Here is an 18021-nt window from a genome sequence, read left to right as displayed (position 1 = left end):
TCACCTTTTTTAGCTGTTTCTGATAAAGAGATAAAAAGCGTTGTGCTGGCGGTAATTAACGTTTTATTGAATTATCTGGAATGTTTTGACTATTTTCACAGTAAAACAATCAGCCTGCTAATATTCTGCGCGCCAGCGTTAACCCTGAATCCGGATAAGCGTCTGTTTTTACAGCGCACATCCAGCCATTGCCTGAGCGCACAAGTTATCGCACTCTGTGGCGTGAAAAACATAAGGAAAGCCGATGGTGGCTTTTCACCAGGCAGGTGCCATGACGCCAGCCGGTACTCTGCTTCAGGATGGGATAAAACTATGGGTTCACAGGTCTCCGCAGCGGAAGATTCACTGCTGCGGCACAGGTCGTTTGTCGCCTTCTGGCTGGCGCGTACCTGTTCATCGTTTGGTTTTCAGATGTTCTCCGTGGCCGTCAGCTGGCAAATCTATGCGCTAACCCACAGCGCGATGGCGCTGGGCATGATCGGTCTGATGCAATTTTTACCTTCGGTGTTGCTGGCGCTGCCGGCTGGCCATCTTGCAGATCAGTATGATCGCCGCCGCATCGTGCTGGTGGGCCAGCTGATTGAGTGGCTGGCGCTGCTTGGGCTGGTGGCGCTGACGCTGCTGCACTGGGCGGACCGGATTGAAATCTGGGGGCTGGTGTTTTTGATTTCGCTGGCCAAAGCGCTGGAGTGGCCGGCGATTACCTCAATGCTGCCTGCGCTGGTGCCGCCGCCTATTCTTGCGCGCGCCATGGCGGCCAGCTCAGTGGGCGGTCAGGCGGCGGTGATTGTTGGCCCGACGCTGGGCGGCTTGCTGTATGTGGCCGGACCGGAGGTGGTGTATGGCGTGTCGGCACTGTTCTATCTGCTGTCGATTGTGCTGGTCAGCCGTCTGCGCTACGAACGACCGCCGCAGGCGCGCATACCGGCCAGCCTCAGCACTATGTTTGCCGGTGTGCGTTTTATCCGCGAGCGCAAAGATGTGCTGGGGGTGATTTCACTCGACCTGTTCGCGGTGCTGCTGGGCGGCGCTACGGCACTGCTGCCAATCTTCGCCCAGGATATTCTGCATACCGGTCCGTGGGGGCTGGGCATGCTGCGCGGTGCCCCGTCGGTCGGGGCGCTGCTGGTCGGCGTCTGGCTCAGCCGGCACAAGCTGGAAAAGCACGTTGGCATGATCATGTTCGGTTCAGTGGCCGGTTTTGGTCTCGCCACGCTGGTGTTTGCGCTGTCAACGCAGCTGTGGCTGTCGCTGCTGGCGCTGGCGGCACTCGGCGGCTTCGATATGGTCAGCATGGTGATTCGCGGCGCGCTGGTGCAGCTGGATACGCCGGATGAGATGCGCGGACGCGTCAATGCGGTCAACGCCATCTTCATTAATACCTCTAACCAGCTGGGGGAGTTTGAGTCCGGCCTGTTAGCCGCATGGTTCGGCGCGGTGCCGGCAGCGGCGATTGGCGGTGTCGGCACTCTGGTGGTCGTGGCGCTGTGGATGGCGCTGTTCCCCCATCTACGCAAACGCCAGAAGCTGGAAAACGACAGCGTCGCATAAACGCAGCGGCCGCCGTCGCGGTGGCCGTTTGCGGGAACTCATCACTCACGCACTTCTGCTGTGACAATTGATTATTATTAATCATATTTGACTGTTTGTGAGCATGATCAAACAAATCGAGGCTTAATTAACCTATAAATTGCCCTGCCTGTGCGTGAATTCATTCCTGTTTGAGTGAAATAAATCATTTTGCACGGTGCGGGGTAGCCAGCGCAGCGACGCAATAACAATAATCATGGCCGCCTCATTAACGGTGCGTGTGAAGCCCGGCACGCACCACGACCCTACGTTATCAATGAGGCGAACATGAAACAGTTCTCTGCAGAAGGGATGGTGATTATTGTCGGGATTGTCATTGCTTACATCCTGTTCACCACCTGGCTGACCTGGCGGTTGCGCAGTAAAAACAGCGGCGACTTTATGGCGGGTTCAAACGTGATGCCGGCGTTTGTGGTTGGCGTGATGCTGATGTCCGAATATATCGGCGCCAAATCGACCATCGGCACGGCGCAGGCCGCTTTTGAGGATGGTTTTGCCGCATCCTGGTCGGTAATCGGTGCCGCCATCGGCTTTCCGCTGTTTGGTATTCTGCTGGTCAAACGCATCTACAACACCGGCAAAATCACCATTTCCGGCGCGATTGCCGAGCGTTACGGCAACTCCACCAAAAATATTATCTCGATCATTATGATCTACGCGCTGCTGCTGGTGAACGTGGGTAACTATGTCAGCGGCGCGGCGGCGATCTCCACGGTACTGAACCTCAATCTCACCACGGCGGCGGTGATCACCGCGCTGGTCAGCACCTTCTATTTTATGTTTGGCGGCATGAAAGGCATCGCCTGGGTGACGCTGCTGCACAGCGGCCTCAAGTACATCGGTATTCTGGTCATCCTCGGCGTGGCGTTGCACATGACCGGCGGCGTTAGCCCGATGATCAAAGAGATGCCGCACTTTTACTGGACCTGGGACGGTAACGTCGGGCCCAGCACCATTTTTGCCTGGATGATTGGCACCATCGGATCGATCTTCTGCACGCAGTTTGTGATTCAGGCTATCGCTTCGACCAAAAGCGCGGCATCAGCGAAACGCGCCACCTGGGTGGCCTTCTTCTTCTGTATGCCAATCGCCATCGCCATCGCGCTGATCGGCGTGGCGGCTAAGTACCTGCATCCGGAGATCAATAGCCTGTACGCGCTGCCGGTGTTCCTGCAGGATATGAGCCCGTGGCTGGCCGGGATTGTTACCACCTCGCTGGTGGCGTCGATTTTCGTCAGCGTCAGCACCGTGGCACTGGCCATCGCTTCGCTGGTGGTGAAGGACTTTTATGTGCCGTACCGCAACCCGACGCCGGAGCGTGAGTTCCGCATGACGCGCTGGCTGTCGCTGCTGATCGGATTCCTGCCGCTGATTTTCGTGCTGTTCGTACCGGAAGTGCTTAAGCTGTCGTTCTTTACCCGTGCGATACGCCTGTCGATTTCGGTGGTGGCGATCATCGCCTTTTACCTGCCGTTTTACAAAAGCACGCGCGGCGCGAATGCCGGCCTGATTGGCGCCTGCGTCATGACCTCACTGTGGTATCTGCTGGGCGATCCGTTCGGCATCAACAACATGTACGTCGCGCTGGTAACGCCGGCGGTGATCATGCTGATTGACCGCCTGATCCCGTCGCGCCAGCTGCAGCGCAAAAATGCACCTGACTCGTCTATGCAAAAAAGTGGAGCCTGACATGACCGACTCAACTATTACCGTCGAACGTAACGGTACGCTTCATCCGCACGCGCAGGACGCGCAGCAGCTCACGGCGATGCTGCCTTCGGTCTGTCCGCAGAACCACGCCGCCAACCTGTTGCCATTACCCAACGGTGATCTGCTGTGCGTATGGTTCGGCGGCACGCAGGAAGGCATCGCGGATATTTCAGTGTGGTGCTCACGGCTGGCGCAGGGCAGCGCGCAGTGGAGCGATCCTCAACAGTTATCCGACGATCCAACGCGATCGGAGCAGAATCCAGTGCTGTTTCTCGATCCGGATAACGTGCTGTGGCTGTTGTGGACCGCGCAGAAGTCCGGCAATCAGGACACGGCCATCGTACGTTATCGCCAGTCACATGATTTGGGGCGCAGCTGGAGCGCCATTGATACGCTGCTCGACCAGCCGGGCACGTTTATCCGCCAGCCGATAGTCGTGCTGCCAAACGGTAACTGGCTGCTGCCGGTGTTCTATTGTCGCACCCAGCCGGGAGTGAAATGGGTGGGCAACGATGACATCAGCGCGGTAAAAATCTCCAGTGACAAAGGACAGAGCTGGCGCGATGTGGCGGTGCCGGACAGTCTCGGCTGCGTGCACATGAACATTACGCTGCTGCAGGATGGCAGCCTGCTGGCGCTGTATCGCAGCCGCTGGGCCGATTTCATCTACCAAAGCCGTTCTGACGACGGCGGTGAAAGCTGGAGCGCGCCGCAGGCAACCGACTTGCCAAATAATAACTCGTCGATTCAGGTGACCACGCTGCACAACGGCCATCTGGCGCTGGTGTTTAACGCCATGAGCGCGCGTGATGCCAGCGAGCGTCGCCTGTCACTGTATGACGAAATTGAAGACGAGGATGACGATGCGGTGGCTGTGGCGGCGCAGCCGGTGGTTCACGGCGCACGTACGGCGTTCTGGGGCGCACCACGCGCGCCGATGACGCTGGCCATCTCTGCCGATGGCGGTGCGAGCTGGCCGTGGCAGCGCAATCTGGATGAGGGCGACGGCTACTGCATGACCAACAATTCACAGCAGAAACTGAACCGTGAATTCTCTTATCCCAGCATTAAACAGAGCGCGGACGGCGCGCTGCACATTGCTTACACCTATTTCCGCCAGGCCATCAAATACGTGCGCGTCGACGAACGCTGGGTGAGGGGTGAAGCATGAGCCGCCACGCGCTGGTGACCGGTGTCAGCTCCGGCATTGGAGCGGCGATTGCCGATCTGCTGCTGGCACAGGGCTGGCAGGTGACCGGCTTTAGCCGCACGCTGGTAAATAAAGATCATCCGGCGTTTACCTCCGTCAGCGTCGACCTGTTTGACGCTGCTCAGCTGAAGCAGGCACTGGCGGCGCTGACGAAAGTCGATGCGCTGGTGCACGCAGCAGGCATGATGCTGGCTGCGCCGCTCGGTGCGCTGGAGGAAGAGCAGGGCGCGCGGCTGTGGTACCTGCACGTGCAGGTGGCGCAGATTATGGCTAATGCACTCCTGCCGCTGATGGGCCCGGGCGATCGCATTCTGCTGCTCGGCAGCCGGACGTCGCGCGGCGCGGCCAATCGCAGCCAGTATGTCAGCACCAAAGCGGCGATGGTGGGCATGGCGCGCAGCTGGGCCGCCGAACTGGCGCCGCAGGGCATTACGGTCAACGTGATCGCCCCCGGCGCTACCGCCACGCCGATGCTGCTGCAGCCGGACCGCGCCAGCTCGCCGCCGAAACTGCCGCCCATTGGACGCTATATCGATCCCGAAGAGGTGGCGGCGCTGGCGGGCTTTGTGCTGTCGCCGGCTGCCGCTGCGATTACCGGACAGGAGCTGGTAATTTGTGGCGGCGCGTCGCTGTAGTTTTCCTGTTCATCGCGCTTCTCTCATCCTGACAGGCAGAATGCGGGAAGCCCTCTTCGTCCTGTCTGCGAAAACGCCTGGCTTGCCGTGCTACGCTTTCTTTGGGGTTACCAAAGTGGTAACCTTTTACCGTTTTATGCCAAATCAAATTTTATTGTCTACATATTAAGTGGTTACGGAGTGTAGCGCTCCGCAGCAGAGAAGCGCGCAATGAATCATGATGTTCTTCAGGAAATAAACGCCGAGCCACTTTTTCCGGTACAGAGCGATCAGCACATTGTTTTTGGCGTTGACGGAAAATTTAAAGCGCATGCGCTGATTACGATTCTGTCCATCATGAAACACGCCGCAGACCGCGTGTACCATTTCCATCTAATCTCGTCAGAACTGTCATCGACGGATAACGATCGGTTAGCCACGGTGTTTCAGGGATCGCGCCACGGCGTGACGCTGCATCACCTGCCGGATCAACTGTTTGCCACGCTGCCGGTCACAGAACTTTTTACCCGCGCAACTTACTATCGCTTCCTGGCGCCGCTGATATTGCCGCAGGCGGAGAAACTGCTCTACCTTGATGCCGATATGGTGTGCATCAATCCGCTTAACGAGCTGTGGCAGATTCCTACCGGCCCCGAAGCGATCGCGCTGGTGGTCGGTGAAATTGCTTCGCTGCAGCCGGCGCTGGCGAATAATGCTGGCTTGCGCGGCGAGCGCTATTTTAACGCCGGAATGATGCTGATTGATGTGGCGCAGTGGCGGGCCGGTAACATCAGCGAACGCGCGTTTGAGTTACTCTCAGAACCAGGCCGGCACTTCCAGTATCTTGATCAGGATGCGTTAAATATTTTACTGGAAGACAAGGTGACGTTTATTTCCCCTCGTTTTAATACCCTGACCATGCTGGCCCATGACGATCGTGGCTATACGCTCGACGTGCCGGCGGAAACCTGCCTGATTCATTATGCCGGAGCGGATAAACCCTGGCAGATCTGGAATCAACAGTTTGTGGTTCACCATTATCGCGATATTTATCAGCAATCACCGCTGTCCATGATGGCGTTCGACCAGCCAGCCAATGCGCAGCAGGCAAAAAGAATGTACAAGCTGCTTTTTCGTCAAAAGAAATGGTGGCGGGCCATTCAATGGCGTCTGAAACAGATAAAGATGAGGTATTGTTAAGTGCAGGCTCACGCGTTTCGCCAGCTGATGACGGGAAAAAATATATATCAGCTCTGTTTTGTGCTGCTGAGTGTCGCACTGGCGTCGTCTCTGGTGGTTGAAGCCTTACCGCGCAAAATATTCTATTTTTCCAGTTATCTGGTGGCTCTGTATTTACTGTTTATGGCGGTGAAAAAACAGTGGCTAAAAGATAAAACGGCCATAACGGTAGCGCTTCCGCTGCTGTTAATTGGGCTGGTCAGGCTCATCTGGGCAAAGATGTTTTCCCACGCTGAATTCAGTGACGTGGTGAACAACTACTTCCAGGGCGGTAAGCTGTTTATTATCGCGGCTTTTCTCAGCTATTTTATCGTTGCCTGGCGCCACTATCTTAGTCGTCCACTCCTGATAACCTGCAGCGCCATCTTATTTGTCGGGCTGCTGGTGACGTTAGGTTTCGGTATCAGTGAACACGCAAAAACGCTGACCCGCATCCGCTTGCTGACCGACTCCGCCGGTACAGTCTCTTATCTGATTACCGCGCTGGCGCTCTGTACTTTGTATACCGGCCACCGGGTAATCACCCATCGCGGCGGACAAATGATCTTATTCTGCGTGGTTTTTGTCGTGAATATGATCCTGATGATTCTGACCGAGTCACGCGCAGGCGTATTAACGCTGCCACTGCTGTATCTGGCTTATTTTTATTTTACCCACCGCTGGGCGGGTAAAATTGCGCTGGCGGTGTTAGCGTTGTTTATTATTGTCGGTGCCTTATTTATGCCGGGCAGCGTCTGGCAGCGCTTAGACAGTATTCACAACGAAGTTGATACCTATCAGACCAACAATAACACCTCGATTGGTGCCCGTTTCTCCATCTGGAAAGGCGGCTGGCACAGCGTTGCCTGGACGCCACTGGGACAGAGCCCGGACCAGCGTACGGCAAAAGCGCGTGAATATATCACGGAGCACGAGCGCCATAATCCCGAAGCCTATAAGAACGTGATGTACCACCTGCACGATGATTTTCTGGAAACGCTCTCGCTGCAGGGGATCGCTGGCGCACTTTCCCTGCTGATTTTCTACCTAGTGCTGCTGAGGGTCGCGGCGCGTCACGGCGTAGCCGGATTAACGCTACTTCCGCTGTCTATTATCATCTTTGGTCTTACCGACACGGTGTTAATTCAGAGTGGTTCGGTGCTGATTCTGGTCATGGCGATTATTATCAGTTACGCCACCATTGATCCGCCTGAGGACCTTCCGTCCTGATAATGTGGCGCCTGCGCGGCGCCCTCTTATCACAGTGCTTTCTTCAACTTCAGCACCAGGTATTTCTTCTTAAAGCTGGTTCTGATTTTACCGTCGAACAGAAATGACAGCGGCCTGATTTTATTGATCGCGTCGATAACACGTTTTTTGTCATCCGGATTATCAAGGGCTTCCTGATGCTTGTGCGCGATATTAATCCAGTGACAAGACAACAGGTTGCGATAGCGCTCCTGCAAAACCTCATCCATATGCTGTGTCGCGGCAATTAATAGCGCGATTTTATGCTTATCCAGCTGGCTGGATAAACTGTTGCCGCGTTTAAAATAGAGATAGGGGCTCTGGCGGCTATAAAAAATATTCTCGCTGCTGACGAGTATTTCCGGGAAAAGCCACGCATCTTCGTAGCAGACAAAATCCGGGAAAGGATGCGCCAGCAGCAGCGTGCGCTTAATAAACTGGCCGATGAAATGTGCCTGCAAATCGCGATGGATAAGGAATTTTTCAATCGTCTGGTGGCGTGAGAGTTTTTCCGCCTGCAGGCCCTGCCAGGCGATCTGCTGAGGCCGGTTTTCATACACTTCATGAAGCGCAGTGAACAGCGCATCCGGTCGATGTGTTTTCAGGTGACTGACAATATCGGCGAAGGCGTTGGCCAGCAGCCGATCGTCGCCATCCAGCATGGTAATATATTCACCGCTGCATTGCTGAACGCCAAAGTTACGTACCTGCCCGATATTCCGGTAATTAACATCAAACACTTTAGTGTGCGCATGCTGACGGGAAAAATTATCGAGTAACGCGCTGGTGTTGTCGGTGGAGGCATCATTGATAAAAATAAACTCAACGTGCTGCTCAACGCCGCTGCAGGCTTTTTCTAAACTTGCCAGCGTATCAGGCAGGAATTTTTCACTGTTATGGGCCGTCAGTAACACACTTATTAAATAGTCAGGAACCATAATTTCTTTCGTCAGTATCGGGGGCAGGAAAGCGATGAAGCATACTACAACTGGCATATTGGGCGTGAGGGAATTCACGCCGCGCAGCCTGTAGCGCTGGCCTGCAGATCAGGCTCATTTACGGCGAATACAATAATGCGTATGATTCTCATTCCTTTTCATGCTTCCTGCCCCTGCAGGCAAGCCATCGATCCTCACCGGAGACAGGAATGACTTCATCGTTACGCCCGCGCGCCACCGCGCTCGCTATGGCGCTGCTCGCAGCCGTAAGCCTGAGTGCCTGCCAGGCGCCAGCTAAAAAATCTGCCCCGCCGGCCGCTGCAGCTCAGCCAGCGGCGCCGGCGAAGGTACAGCAGCGTGAACTGGGCGACGGCCTGTATGAAATGGCCTATGTGCCGGGCAATCCGGCTGCGCTGTATGTCGCCAGCGCGCAGGCGTTTAAAACCGTCAACGGCGGGGTGCTGTATCGCCTGGATGCCAGCACGCTGGCAACGCTGGGCGAAACCCATACCGATCTGAAAAACTTTGGTATGACGGCGTCACCGGACGGCAGCCTGCTGTATATCACCAATACGCTGGACGGCGGTGTCACCAAAGTGGACGCCAGCAGCGGCAAAGTGCTGCAGCGCCTGCTGTTTGGTCTGAAGAACGACAAGGGCTATCCGGTTGGCGCGCGCGAAATCCTGCTGCATGACGGCCTGCTGTACATCGGCGCGATTGAGAATCCGGCGATGATTTGGGTGGTCGATGCCAATACGCTGCGGCTGAAAACCACCATCAAAAACGCCGGCAAGTGGGTAACCGGGCTGCTCTATTCGGCGTCAACCGACCGTATCTATGCGGCGAACGGTGGCGGTGAAGTGCTGGTGATTAATCCGCGCAGTCACAAAATTGAACAGCGCTGGACGCCTGGCGATGGCAAAGAATATTTGCTGTTAAACCTGGCGGAGGATGCCGCCAACGGCCGCCTGTACGTCACTGACAACTCAAAGGGCAAAACCACGCTGGTGTTTGATGAGCGCAGCGGTAAGGTAATCAAACGCCTGGACGTCGGCGATTCGCTCGGTATCAAATTCAACGCGAAGCGCAATGAAATTTACATCAGCCAGCGACTCGGCGGCAAAGTGCTGCAGCTGGATGCGACAACCTATGCGGTGAAGAACAGCTGGACCCTGCCGACGCACCCCAACAGCCTGCTGGTGTCGCCAGATGGGCAGACGCTGTACGTGACGGTGAAGCAGGGACTTAACAAAGATCGCTCGCCGCAAGGGCCGGATAGCGTGGTGCGGATTAAGCTGGATTAACCGCTCATCGTTGACGCGCGGCGCGAGGGATCGCGCCGCGCATAACCCGGGCTCAGCACCGGGTTAAACCATCGATTACGCCACGCCGTTAACTAACAGTACGCGGTAATTCGCGCCTTTCAGGCGATGCGCTTTGGCTTCCTGATATGCCGGGCTGAAGTACCAGGCTTTCGCGGCCTCGGCATCTTCAAACTGCAGCACGACCACGCCTTCGGCATCGCGCCCTTCCAGCACCTCCAGATCGCCATAGAAAGCCAGTGGCGTGATGTGGTGATCGCCACGCGCCGCGCCGGCTTTCTGCGAATAGGTGGCCAGCTCATCTTTGTCCAGCGTTTCGTCTTTAATCATTACTACGTATGCGGCCATTATTGTTCGCCTCGCGCCTGACGCTTGTCTTCGGTGTTGGTATCAAAATCGCTCGCATCGTGGCGCTCCAGCAGCTGATCCTGCGGCTCGGCACCAAATGCCCGGTTCACTTTACGCCCGCGGATCACCGCCGGACGGTCGGCAACCTCTTTCGCCCAGCGCACCACATTTTTGTAGGACTGCACGTCAAGGAATTCACCGCCGCCGTACTGGTTATTCAGCACCAGATTGCCGTACCACGGCCAGGTCGCGATATCGGCGATGGTGTATTCGTCGCCGGCGAGGAAACGGTGGTCCGCCAGCTGGCGATCCAGCACATCAAGCTGACGTTTGGCTTCCAGCGTAAAGCGGTTAATGGCGTATTCGATTTTCTCGGGTGCGTAGTGATAAAAGTGGCCGAAACCGCCGCCAAGGTACGGTGCAGACCCCTGCAGCCAGAACAGCCAGTTCAGGGTTTCGGTGCGGCCCGCCACGTCGGACGGAATAAAGTGGCCGAATTTATCCGCCAGATAGAGCAGGATATTACCGGATTCAAACACGCGCAGCGGCGGATTCACCGAGTGGTCACGCAGTGCCGGAATCTTAGAGTTAGGGTTAACCTCAACAAAGCCGCTGGAGAACTGATCGCCGTCGCCAATACGAATCAGCCAGGCGTCATACTCCGCTTCCTGCACGCCAAGCGCCAGCAGCTCTTCCAGCAGAATAGTCACTTTCTGGCCGTTTGGCGTACCGAGTGAATAGAGCTGCAGCGGATGCTTGCCCACCGGCAGCGTTTGCTCATGCGTCGGCCCGGCGTTAGGACGGTTAGTCTTCGCCCCGTTACCTTTGGCTTCCGGGTCCCAGGTCCAGACTTTCGCGGGCTGATACTGATTTTCCGACATAGTACGTTCACCTTGTTGTGAGAGTATTTTTTGCTGTTACTGAGTGTAGCAGCACGCTATCGCACCGATTTAACCGCGCTGGCGATAAAAGACAACGTCGCGTCAGGTGAAGTTCTCCTGTGTAAACAACATGAAGTCGACTTTGCCGGGCTGATAGGTATCCGGCTGTTCGCCTTCTTCCAGATGACGCAGCAGCAGCGTCAGCGCCAGCTGCGCGTGGCGCAGGGTGTTTTGATCGAGCGTTAGCGTCAGCACGCGTTTCGCCAGCAGATCACGGGTGGTTTCGTAGAGTTCATGCGTGACATACACCACTTTGCCGCCAAGCCGGTGGCGCGCCAGCGCCTGGTGAATCTGCGTGTTGCCCATGCCGGTATTGTACAAGCCAGCAATGTGCTGCGATGCGGCCAGCGTTTTCTCCAGCAGCCGGCTGATGCGCTCGCGCTCATCCTGACCGGCGATGATCTCCCGCAGCCGCAGATGCGGGAAGCGCTCCGCCAGCACCGCCTGAAACCCTTCGATGCGCAGACGGTGCGCGGCGTAATCGGCGCGACCGCTGACCAGCACCACATCACCGGCTACCGGCAGCATGCTGCCGAGCATCAGTCCGGCGGTGCGCCCGGCCTTAAGCTGGTCGATGCCGACATGGCACAAACGTGGCGCATCAGGCAGATCGGCCACCAGCGTGATCACCGGCACGCCGCGCGCTTTACAGGCCTCAAGCGCCGCGTAAATCAGCGGATTTTCATGGGCGAACACAATCAGCCCATCCATCTTTTTGCTGCTGGCTTCAATGTGCGCCGCCAGCTTCTCCGGCGCATGCTCCGGAATCAGCGTGCGGTGCAGCCGCAGGCGGCGATAGCCGAGCTCATCCGCCAGCCGGGCAAAATCCTGCGCCAGCTGTTGAAAGAAGAAGGAACCGTTGCCGCTCAGCAGCACTTCAATCTGCCAGGCGTGGCGGTGCTCTTCCGGCAGGATGCGTTTTAAACCCGCTTCGCGTGCGGCCTGTAACACCTTTTTGCTCATGGCGGGCGATACGCCGCCCCGGTCGTTCAGCACCCGATCCACCGTGGCGACGCCCACGCCCACCCGCTTAGCCAGTTCGGCCAGCGTCATTGTTTTCATCTGAGTGAATTCCATCAAAAACCGCGTTCAGACAGCCTGCCAGAAAGCGATATTTTGACAACACCGACGATGCCGAAGTGTGAGCAACAGGAGCGTTATCATGCGCAGTGCGCAACGTTTTGCCTTGATTGGCTGTGGATTTATTGGCCAGGTGCATGCCGCAAACCTGGCGCGCCATCCCGGCGTTGAGCTGGCGCTGGTGTGCGATATTGACGCAGCGCGCGCCGCTGCGCTGGCGGAGCAGTTTGGGGGGCGGGCCGCCAGCGTGCCGGAGGCGCTGAGCAGTGAGGCCATTGATGCGGTGCTGATTGCCAGTGCCACGCCGACCCACGCTACGCTACTGGAGCAGGCGGTGCTGGCGGGCAAAGCGGTGTACTGTGAAAAACCGATCGATTTGTCGCTGTCGCGCGCCCGGGAAGTGGTAGCCAGCATCTCCCCGCTGCAGGTGCCGGTGACGGTAGGATTCAATCGGCGTTTTGATCGCAGCCATATGCAGCTGAAAGCCCAGCTGCAGCAGGGCGTGACTGGACGCAGCGAGCTCATCCAGATGGTGTGCCGCGCCTCGGAACTGCCGCCGCTGAGCTACCTGCAGGCGTCCGGCGGACAGATGCGCGACCAGGCCATCCACTTTTTCGATCTGCTGCGCTGGTTAACTGAGGATGAAGTTGTCACCGTGGGTGCGCTCGGTGCCGCGCTGGCGATGCCGGCGATCCGCGATATTGACGTCGATACGTCGGTGCTGATTATGCGCCTGCAGCAGGGCGCGCTGGCGCAGCTCGATAATGCCCGTCGTACCGCTTACGGCTATGACGAGCGCATCAGCGTGATGGGCAGTCAGGGCATGCTGGCGTCGGAAAGCCAGGCGGTGCGCGGTGCGACCTTGTACCAGGGGCAGCATATCCGCCAGCCGGGACTGTATGCGGACTGGTTTAGTCGGGTACAGGAGACCTATTACCGCCATCTCGATGCGTTTGTGCGCCATCTTAGTGGCGAGAAAGTGGCCGGTCTGCCGGGGCTGATTGACGGGCTGCGCGCGCAGGCCATCGCGGAAGCGGCGCAGCTATCGCTGACGCGCGGCGAGTTTGTTGAGGTGGAGTGGGTGACGGTTTGATGGGGAGTGGCGTTTGCCCTCACCCCAACCCTCTCCCGCAGGCGGGAGAGGGAGCTGATAGTGCGTCCCTTTATTGCAGGCGGGAGAGGGGGCTGATTATGCGTCCCTTTCTGGCGGGAGAGAGCGCCGTTACAGATTCAGCAGTTCGCGCTCAATCAGCTCGCGGGTTTCCACCGCCTGGTATTTCATCTTCTCCGGATAGCCAAACAGCGCGGCGGAAATTATCGATTCGCCGCCCACTTTGTAGTGACGGTTGGCAAAATCCATCTCACGCAGCGCGTCGAACAGCGCGTCGAAATTTACCTCTCCTTCGCCAACGGCCACGTGCTGGTGGATGGTGGCATCGACGCCCGGCGGGTTAACGATGTAGCGACAATGTTTAGTGTGGTTCATGGTATCGGCAATCAGCATGTGCGACAGATCGTCGCCAGCGTAATGCAGCATAGTTTTCACGTCGCCTTTGCCCTTGTCATAGTAGAACGTGTGCGGCGCGCTATAGATGTATTTGACGTTGTCGCTGCGGAACGATTTAACGATATCGGCTGTTTCGTTGCTCTCTTCACAGAAATCCCACGGATGTGCCTGAATTTCCACGCGAATTCCTTCACGCTCAAAAATCGGCAGCAGTTCATCCATTGAGCGATAGAACATCTCTTCACAAATTTCGGGCTCGTTCGGGTTACCGGACAGCTCGGTGTTGATCACCTGCACGCCCATCTCCACGGCAATCTCAATCATGCGCTTCCAGTTTTTCACCGCTGCCTGCCGGCGCAGTTCATCCGGGCCCGACCAGCGATAGACGGTGATGAACGAAGAGATCTCCAGCCCGGTGGCATTCAGCGCCTGCTTGTACTCGCGCATGATCTCCCGGCTGGCTTTCGGGTGTTTATAGAACGGGTTAATTTGCGGATGGGGCGACTGCTCAATGTATTTATAGCCCCATTCAGCGACCTGATGCACCATGCGCGTGATGCCGAGATCGCGGATCACATCCACATCAAAAGCGATTTTCATTGTTGTTCTCCTGCGCGGTACGCGGCGCGCTCCGGGTTATTCATCACCGCGATCGGCGGCTTAGGTCGCGTCAACTATAAAAACAGCGCGGTGCCGGCTCTAATACTTTGCTGATGCATTTCCATCAGTGCTGGCGACCCGCTGTCTCGATAATTTTCTAAATAATTATTCTGTTTGGTCGGAAAATGAAACGATTGATGATGTTTGTGCGACAGCGATCAAAAGAATGAGAGAATTATTGCGCGCGATGAGAGGTTGTTACGCGCCGGAATGGCGCAAATGGATAAAATCAGGCATTATTTTTGATAGTTTATTATCATCAAGGGCAATGAGATGAGCAAAATTACCCTGAGCGCCATCGCCGCCGCCGCCGGCGTCGGCATCGCCACCGTGGATCGCGTGCTCAATCGCCGTGCACCGGTACGGGCACAGACGGAACAGAAAGTGCTGGCGGCGGCGCAGCGGCTGGGTTATCGCAGCAGTCAGGCTCCGCTCAGTGCGCAGAGCGCCGGCGTGACGCTGCGTATGGGGTTTATTCTGTTGTCGGCCTCGTACTCTTTTTATCAAACGCTGACCGATGCGCTGCGCCAGCAGACGCAGCCATTCCATCCGGCGGGCAGCGCGCCGCTGTTTGCCTGGCACGAGATTGATGATGTGGCGGCGGTGGTGGATTCGCTCTACCGGCTGGCTGAACAGGTGGACGCGATTGGCGTGGTGGCGCTGGATCATCCGCTGATCCGCCACGCGATAGCGCATATCTCACGTCAGGGCGTGCGGGTCTACGCGCTGTTTTCTGACTTTTCACCCTGCGGTCACGCCGGCTACTTCGGGCTGGATAACCAGAAAGCCGGGCGCAGCGCCGGCTGGATCGCCAGCCACCTGCTGCATCAGCCGGGCAGTGCGGGCGTGCTGCTGGGCGACCACCGCTTTATCTGTCAGGAGAACTGCGAGAGTGGTTTTCGCTCCTATCTGCGCGAGCAGGACAGTGCACGGCGCGTGCTGGAACCGCTTAAAACCCATGAATCCATTGAAGGTGGCTATCAGGCGACTTGTCAGCTGCTGCAACAGCATGCCGATCTGGCGCTGATCTACGCGCCGTGCGGCGGCATAGAAGGGGTCGTTCAGGCGCTGCGTGAGCAGCCGCAGCGTAAGGTGGCGCTGATTTGTCACGGCCCGGTCAATGATGGCGACCTGGCGCTGATAGACGGCACCATCACGGTGATGCTGCGCCATCAGATCGATGACATGGCACGACAGCTGGCGCAAACCGTGCAGCAACGTCATGCTGAGCGCAGCGACCATTTTTCTCAGGTCACCCTGCCGTTTGAGATTGTCATGCGGGAAAATATCTGACCCTCAAATACCGTTCTTCTTCAGAGGCTGGCAGCAGCAGGTTGACCCGCGCTGACACTGTATTTGATAAAAAACCATCAAATATTTGATGGGTTAATTTATGATCATCATCAAAAAATGAAAGTTTCATGATTGAGTCTGGCGAAATATTTGTTTGATACTGACGCCAGCCCTCATCATAAGGAACGATCATGACCCTACACATTGCCAACGCGCCCTGCAGCTGGGGCGTGGACGATCCAGACAATCCTTTCCTGCCGCCGTGGCAAACGGTGTTGCGCGAGGCCGCTCAGGCCGGTTACCGCAGCATCGAACTCGGTCCGTGGCGTTATTTGCCTACCGATGACGCTGAACTGCGTCAGCAGCTGGAAGCGCATCAGCTGTCGCTGGTGGCCGGCACTATATTCGATGATTTGGTCAGCGAGGCGAATTTCCCGGTGCTGGTTGAACTGACGCACAACATCTGCCGCAACCTGTCGCAGGTGCCGTGCGCGGCGCGTACGCACGGTGATAACCGGCCCGCACCCTATCTGGTGATTATCGATTTCGGCAACCCGCAGCGGGCGCAATTTGCCGGCCAGCCGGAGAAAGCCCCGCGCCTGGCTCCGGCGGACTGGCAGCGCATGATGCAGCACATCATGCAGCTCAGCCACATCGCCTGGCACGACTACGGCGTGCGACCGGTGATTCATCCTCATGCCGGCGGCTGCATTGAGTTTGCCGATGAACTGGAACAGTTGGTGCAGGACATTCCGCACGAGGTCGCCGGACTGTGTCTCGATACCGGCCATCTTTTCTATTCCGGCATGGATCCGCAAACCTGGCTGCAACGCTACTGGTCGCGCATCGACTATCTGCATTTCAAAGACATTGATGCGGCCGTGTGGCGCGATGTGATTGCGCGCGGCGTCGACTTTTTCAGCGCCTGCGCTGAAGGCGTGATGTGCCCGCTTGGTCAGGGCGCAATTGATTACCCGGCGCTGCGGGCGTTTCTCGCTGAACGTCATTATCAGGGCTGGATCACCATCGAGCAGGAGCGCGATCCGCGCAACGCCGGCACCAGTCTGCAGGATGTCACGGCCAGCCTGCACTACCTGCATTCCATCGGATTCTGAGGAGAACAGCATGATTAACGGGACGAAAGCACTGAATCGCACGCTGCGCTGGGGCATGGTGGGCGGCGGCGGCACCAGCCAGATCGGCTATATCCATCGCTCCGCCGCATTACGCGACGGTAACTTTACGCTAGTGGCGGGCGCGTTTGATATTGATGCGGCGCGCGGACAGGCATTTGGCAGCGCGCTGGGCGTGGCGGCCGGGCGCTGCTACAGCGATTACGAAACCATGTTTAAGGCGGAAGCCGCACGCGACGATGGCATCGAAGCTGTCTCCATTGCCACGCCGAACAATACGCACTTTGCCATCTGCCGCGCCGCGCTCAACGCCGGGCTGCACGTGGTGTGTGAAAAACCGCTGTGCTTTACCTCGGCTGAAGCCGACGAACTGCAGCAGCTGTGTAAGGCGCAGCAAAAGATCATCGGCGTGACTTACGGTTATGCCGGCCATCAGCTGATTCAGCAGGCGCGCAGCATGATCGCTGACGGGCTGCTGGGTGAGATCCGCATTGTGAATATGCAGTTTGCCCATGGCTTCCACCATGAAGCGGTTGAATTACAGAATGCCAGCACCAAATGGCGCGTCGATCCGCGTTTTGTCGGCCCGAGTTATGTGCTGGGCGATTTGGCCACGCATCCGTTGTTTATCGCTGAAACCCTGTTGCCGCAGCTGCAGATAAAACGCCTGCTGTGCAGCCGCCAGAGCTTTGTGGCCTCACGCGCGCCGCTGGAAGATAACGCCTTTGTGATGATGGAGTATGACAACGGCGCGGTCGGCACGCTGTGGGCATCAGCGGTAAACTGCGGTTCGATGCACGGCCAGAAGATTCGCGTGGTGGGGGCCCGAGCCAGCCTGGAGTGGTGGGACGAACAGCCAAACCAGCTGCGCTATGAAGTGCAGGGCGAGCCGGTGCAGATTCTGGAGCGCGGCATGGGCTATCTGCACGCCAGCGCACTGGCCGATGACCGCATTGGCGGTGGTCATACCGAAGGATTATTTGAAGCCTGGTCGAACCTTTATCGCCGCTTTGCGCTGGCGATGGACGCCACCGACCGCGGCGATCACGCCTTCCTGCAGGACTTCTGGTATCCGGACGTGCACGCCGGGCTGATGGGCGTGCGCTGGGTGGAACAGTGTGTCAAATCGGCGGATGCCGGTGCGGTGTGGGTAGAGTGCTGAAGAGCTGACGAAATTTAACCTGAGCGAGAGGCAGCGGGGCGGCATCC

17 protein-coding genes are annotated in these 18021 nt (G+C 57.4%); 11 read left to right on the top strand and 6 right to left on the bottom strand.

Going from position 1 to position 18021, the window contains the following annotated elements; genetic code table 11:
- Positions 1 to 312: 312 nt before the first annotated feature.
- The 6 genes from MXF20_RS08885 (at position 313) to MXF20_RS08860 (ending at position 7572) form a co-directional block, all read left to right on the top strand.
- A complete protein-coding gene (locus MXF20_RS08885) occupies positions 313 to 1551 on the top strand; it encodes an MFS transporter (protein ID WP_325968863.1) in 1239 nt (412 codons plus the stop codon).
- Between the two features lie 306 nt (positions 1552 to 1857).
- On the top strand, positions 1858 to 3279 hold the full coding sequence (locus MXF20_RS08880) for a sodium:solute symporter family protein (RefSeq protein WP_325968862.1): 1422 nt from the start codon (positions 1858 to 1860) through the stop codon (positions 3277 to 3279).
- 1 nt (position 3280) lies between these two features.
- Positions 3281 to 4471 carry a sialidase family protein gene (locus tag MXF20_RS08875; protein WP_325968861.1) on the top strand — a complete coding sequence of 397 codons (1191 nt, stop codon included), beginning with the start codon at positions 3281 to 3283 and terminating at the stop codon, positions 4469 to 4471.
- A complete protein-coding gene (locus MXF20_RS08870; protein WP_325968860.1) occupies positions 4468 to 5145 on the top strand; it encodes an SDR family oxidoreductase in 678 nt (225 codons plus the stop codon). Before MXF20_RS08875 ends, MXF20_RS08870 begins: the two co-directional genes overlap by 4 nt.
- 210 nt (positions 5146 to 5355) lie before the next feature.
- Positions 5356 to 6324, top strand: coding sequence for a glycosyltransferase family 8 protein (locus MXF20_RS08865; protein ID WP_325968859.1), 969 nt, complete (start codon positions 5356 to 5358; stop codon positions 6322 to 6324).
- Positions 6325 to 7572, top strand: coding sequence for an O-antigen ligase family protein (locus MXF20_RS08860; RefSeq protein WP_325968858.1), 1248 nt, complete (start codon positions 6325 to 6327; stop codon positions 7570 to 7572). It abuts the gene before it with no gap.
- Positions 7573 to 7601: 29 nt separating this feature from the next.
- Here the strand turns inward: MXF20_RS08860 and MXF20_RS08855 are convergent, their stop codons facing one another.
- Positions 7602 to 8528, bottom strand: a complete 927-nt coding sequence (locus MXF20_RS08855) for a glycosyltransferase family 2 protein (RefSeq protein ID WP_325968856.1) — start codon at positions 8526 to 8528, stop codon at positions 7602 to 7604.
- Between the two features lie 209 nt (positions 8529 to 8737).
- Between MXF20_RS08855 and MXF20_RS08850 the strand changes: the two genes are divergently transcribed.
- Entirely contained in the window at positions 8738 to 9832 is a 1095-nt protein-coding gene (locus MXF20_RS08850; RefSeq protein ID WP_325968855.1) for a YncE family protein, read from the top strand.
- Positions 9833 to 9907: 75 nt separating this feature from the next.
- Here the strand turns inward: MXF20_RS08850 and MXF20_RS08845 are convergent, their stop codons facing one another.
- The 3 genes from MXF20_RS08845 to MXF20_RS08835 form a co-directional block, all read right to left on the bottom strand.
- Positions 9908 to 10198 (bottom strand): DUF1330 domain-containing protein, encoded by a 291-nt coding sequence (locus MXF20_RS08845; protein WP_021507781.1) that lies wholly within the window; start codon positions 10196 to 10198, stop codon positions 9908 to 9910.
- Positions 10198 to 11079 (bottom strand): glutathione-dependent disulfide-bond oxidoreductase, encoded by an 882-nt coding sequence (gene yghU, locus MXF20_RS08840; protein ID WP_325968854.1) that lies wholly within the window; start codon positions 11077 to 11079, stop codon positions 10198 to 10200. Before yghU ends, MXF20_RS08845 begins: the two co-directional genes overlap by 1 nt.
- A 102-nt stretch (positions 11080 to 11181) precedes the next feature.
- Entirely contained in the window at positions 11182 to 12201 is a 1020-nt protein-coding gene (locus tag MXF20_RS08835; RefSeq protein WP_325968853.1) for a LacI family DNA-binding transcriptional regulator, read from the bottom strand.
- 100 nt (positions 12202 to 12301) lie between these two features.
- On the opposite strand from MXF20_RS08835, the gene MXF20_RS08830 reads away from it, so the two are divergent.
- On the top strand, positions 12302 to 13312 hold the full coding sequence (locus MXF20_RS08830) for a Gfo/Idh/MocA family oxidoreductase (RefSeq protein WP_325968851.1): 1011 nt from the start codon (positions 12302 to 12304) through the stop codon (positions 13310 to 13312).
- Positions 13313 to 13441: 129 nt separating this feature from the next.
- Here the strand turns inward: MXF20_RS08830 and MXF20_RS08825 are convergent, their stop codons facing one another.
- Positions 13442 to 14326: a sugar phosphate isomerase/epimerase gene (locus MXF20_RS08825; RefSeq protein ID WP_325968849.1), complete on the bottom strand. Its 885-nt coding sequence runs from the start codon at positions 14324 to 14326 to the stop codon at positions 13442 to 13444.
- 333 nt (positions 14327 to 14659) lie between these two features.
- On the opposite strand from MXF20_RS08825, the gene MXF20_RS08820 reads away from it, so the two are divergent.
- Positions 14660 to 15679 (top strand): LacI family DNA-binding transcriptional regulator, encoded by a 1020-nt coding sequence (locus MXF20_RS08820; protein ID WP_325968848.1) that lies wholly within the window; start codon positions 14660 to 14662, stop codon positions 15677 to 15679.
- Here MXF20_RS08820 and MXF20_RS08815 read toward each other — a convergent pair.
- Positions 15660 to 15872: a hypothetical protein gene (locus tag MXF20_RS08815; RefSeq protein WP_325968847.1), complete on the bottom strand. Its 213-nt coding sequence runs from the start codon at positions 15870 to 15872 to the stop codon at positions 15660 to 15662. The genes MXF20_RS08820 and MXF20_RS08815 overlap by 20 nt on opposite strands.
- Here MXF20_RS08815 and MXF20_RS08810 point away from each other — a divergent pair.
- Positions 15871 to 16794, top strand: coding sequence for a TIM barrel protein (locus MXF20_RS08810; protein WP_325968845.1), 924 nt, complete (start codon positions 15871 to 15873; stop codon positions 16792 to 16794). The two genes, MXF20_RS08815 and MXF20_RS08810, sit on opposite strands and share 2 nt — an antisense overlap.
- 10 nt (positions 16795 to 16804) lie before the next feature.
- A complete protein-coding gene (locus MXF20_RS08805; RefSeq protein ID WP_325968844.1) occupies positions 16805 to 17974 on the top strand; it encodes a Gfo/Idh/MocA family oxidoreductase in 1170 nt (389 codons plus the stop codon).
- Positions 17975 to 18021: the final 47 nt, after the last annotated feature.

It is taken from the genome of Pantoea dispersa (genome assembly GCF_035783935.1).
In the GTDB taxonomy this organism is placed as follows: Bacteria; Pseudomonadota; Gammaproteobacteria; order Enterobacterales; family Enterobacteriaceae; genus Pantoea; species Pantoea dispersa_C.
This window is presented reverse-complemented; position numbering and strand designations above follow the sequence as displayed.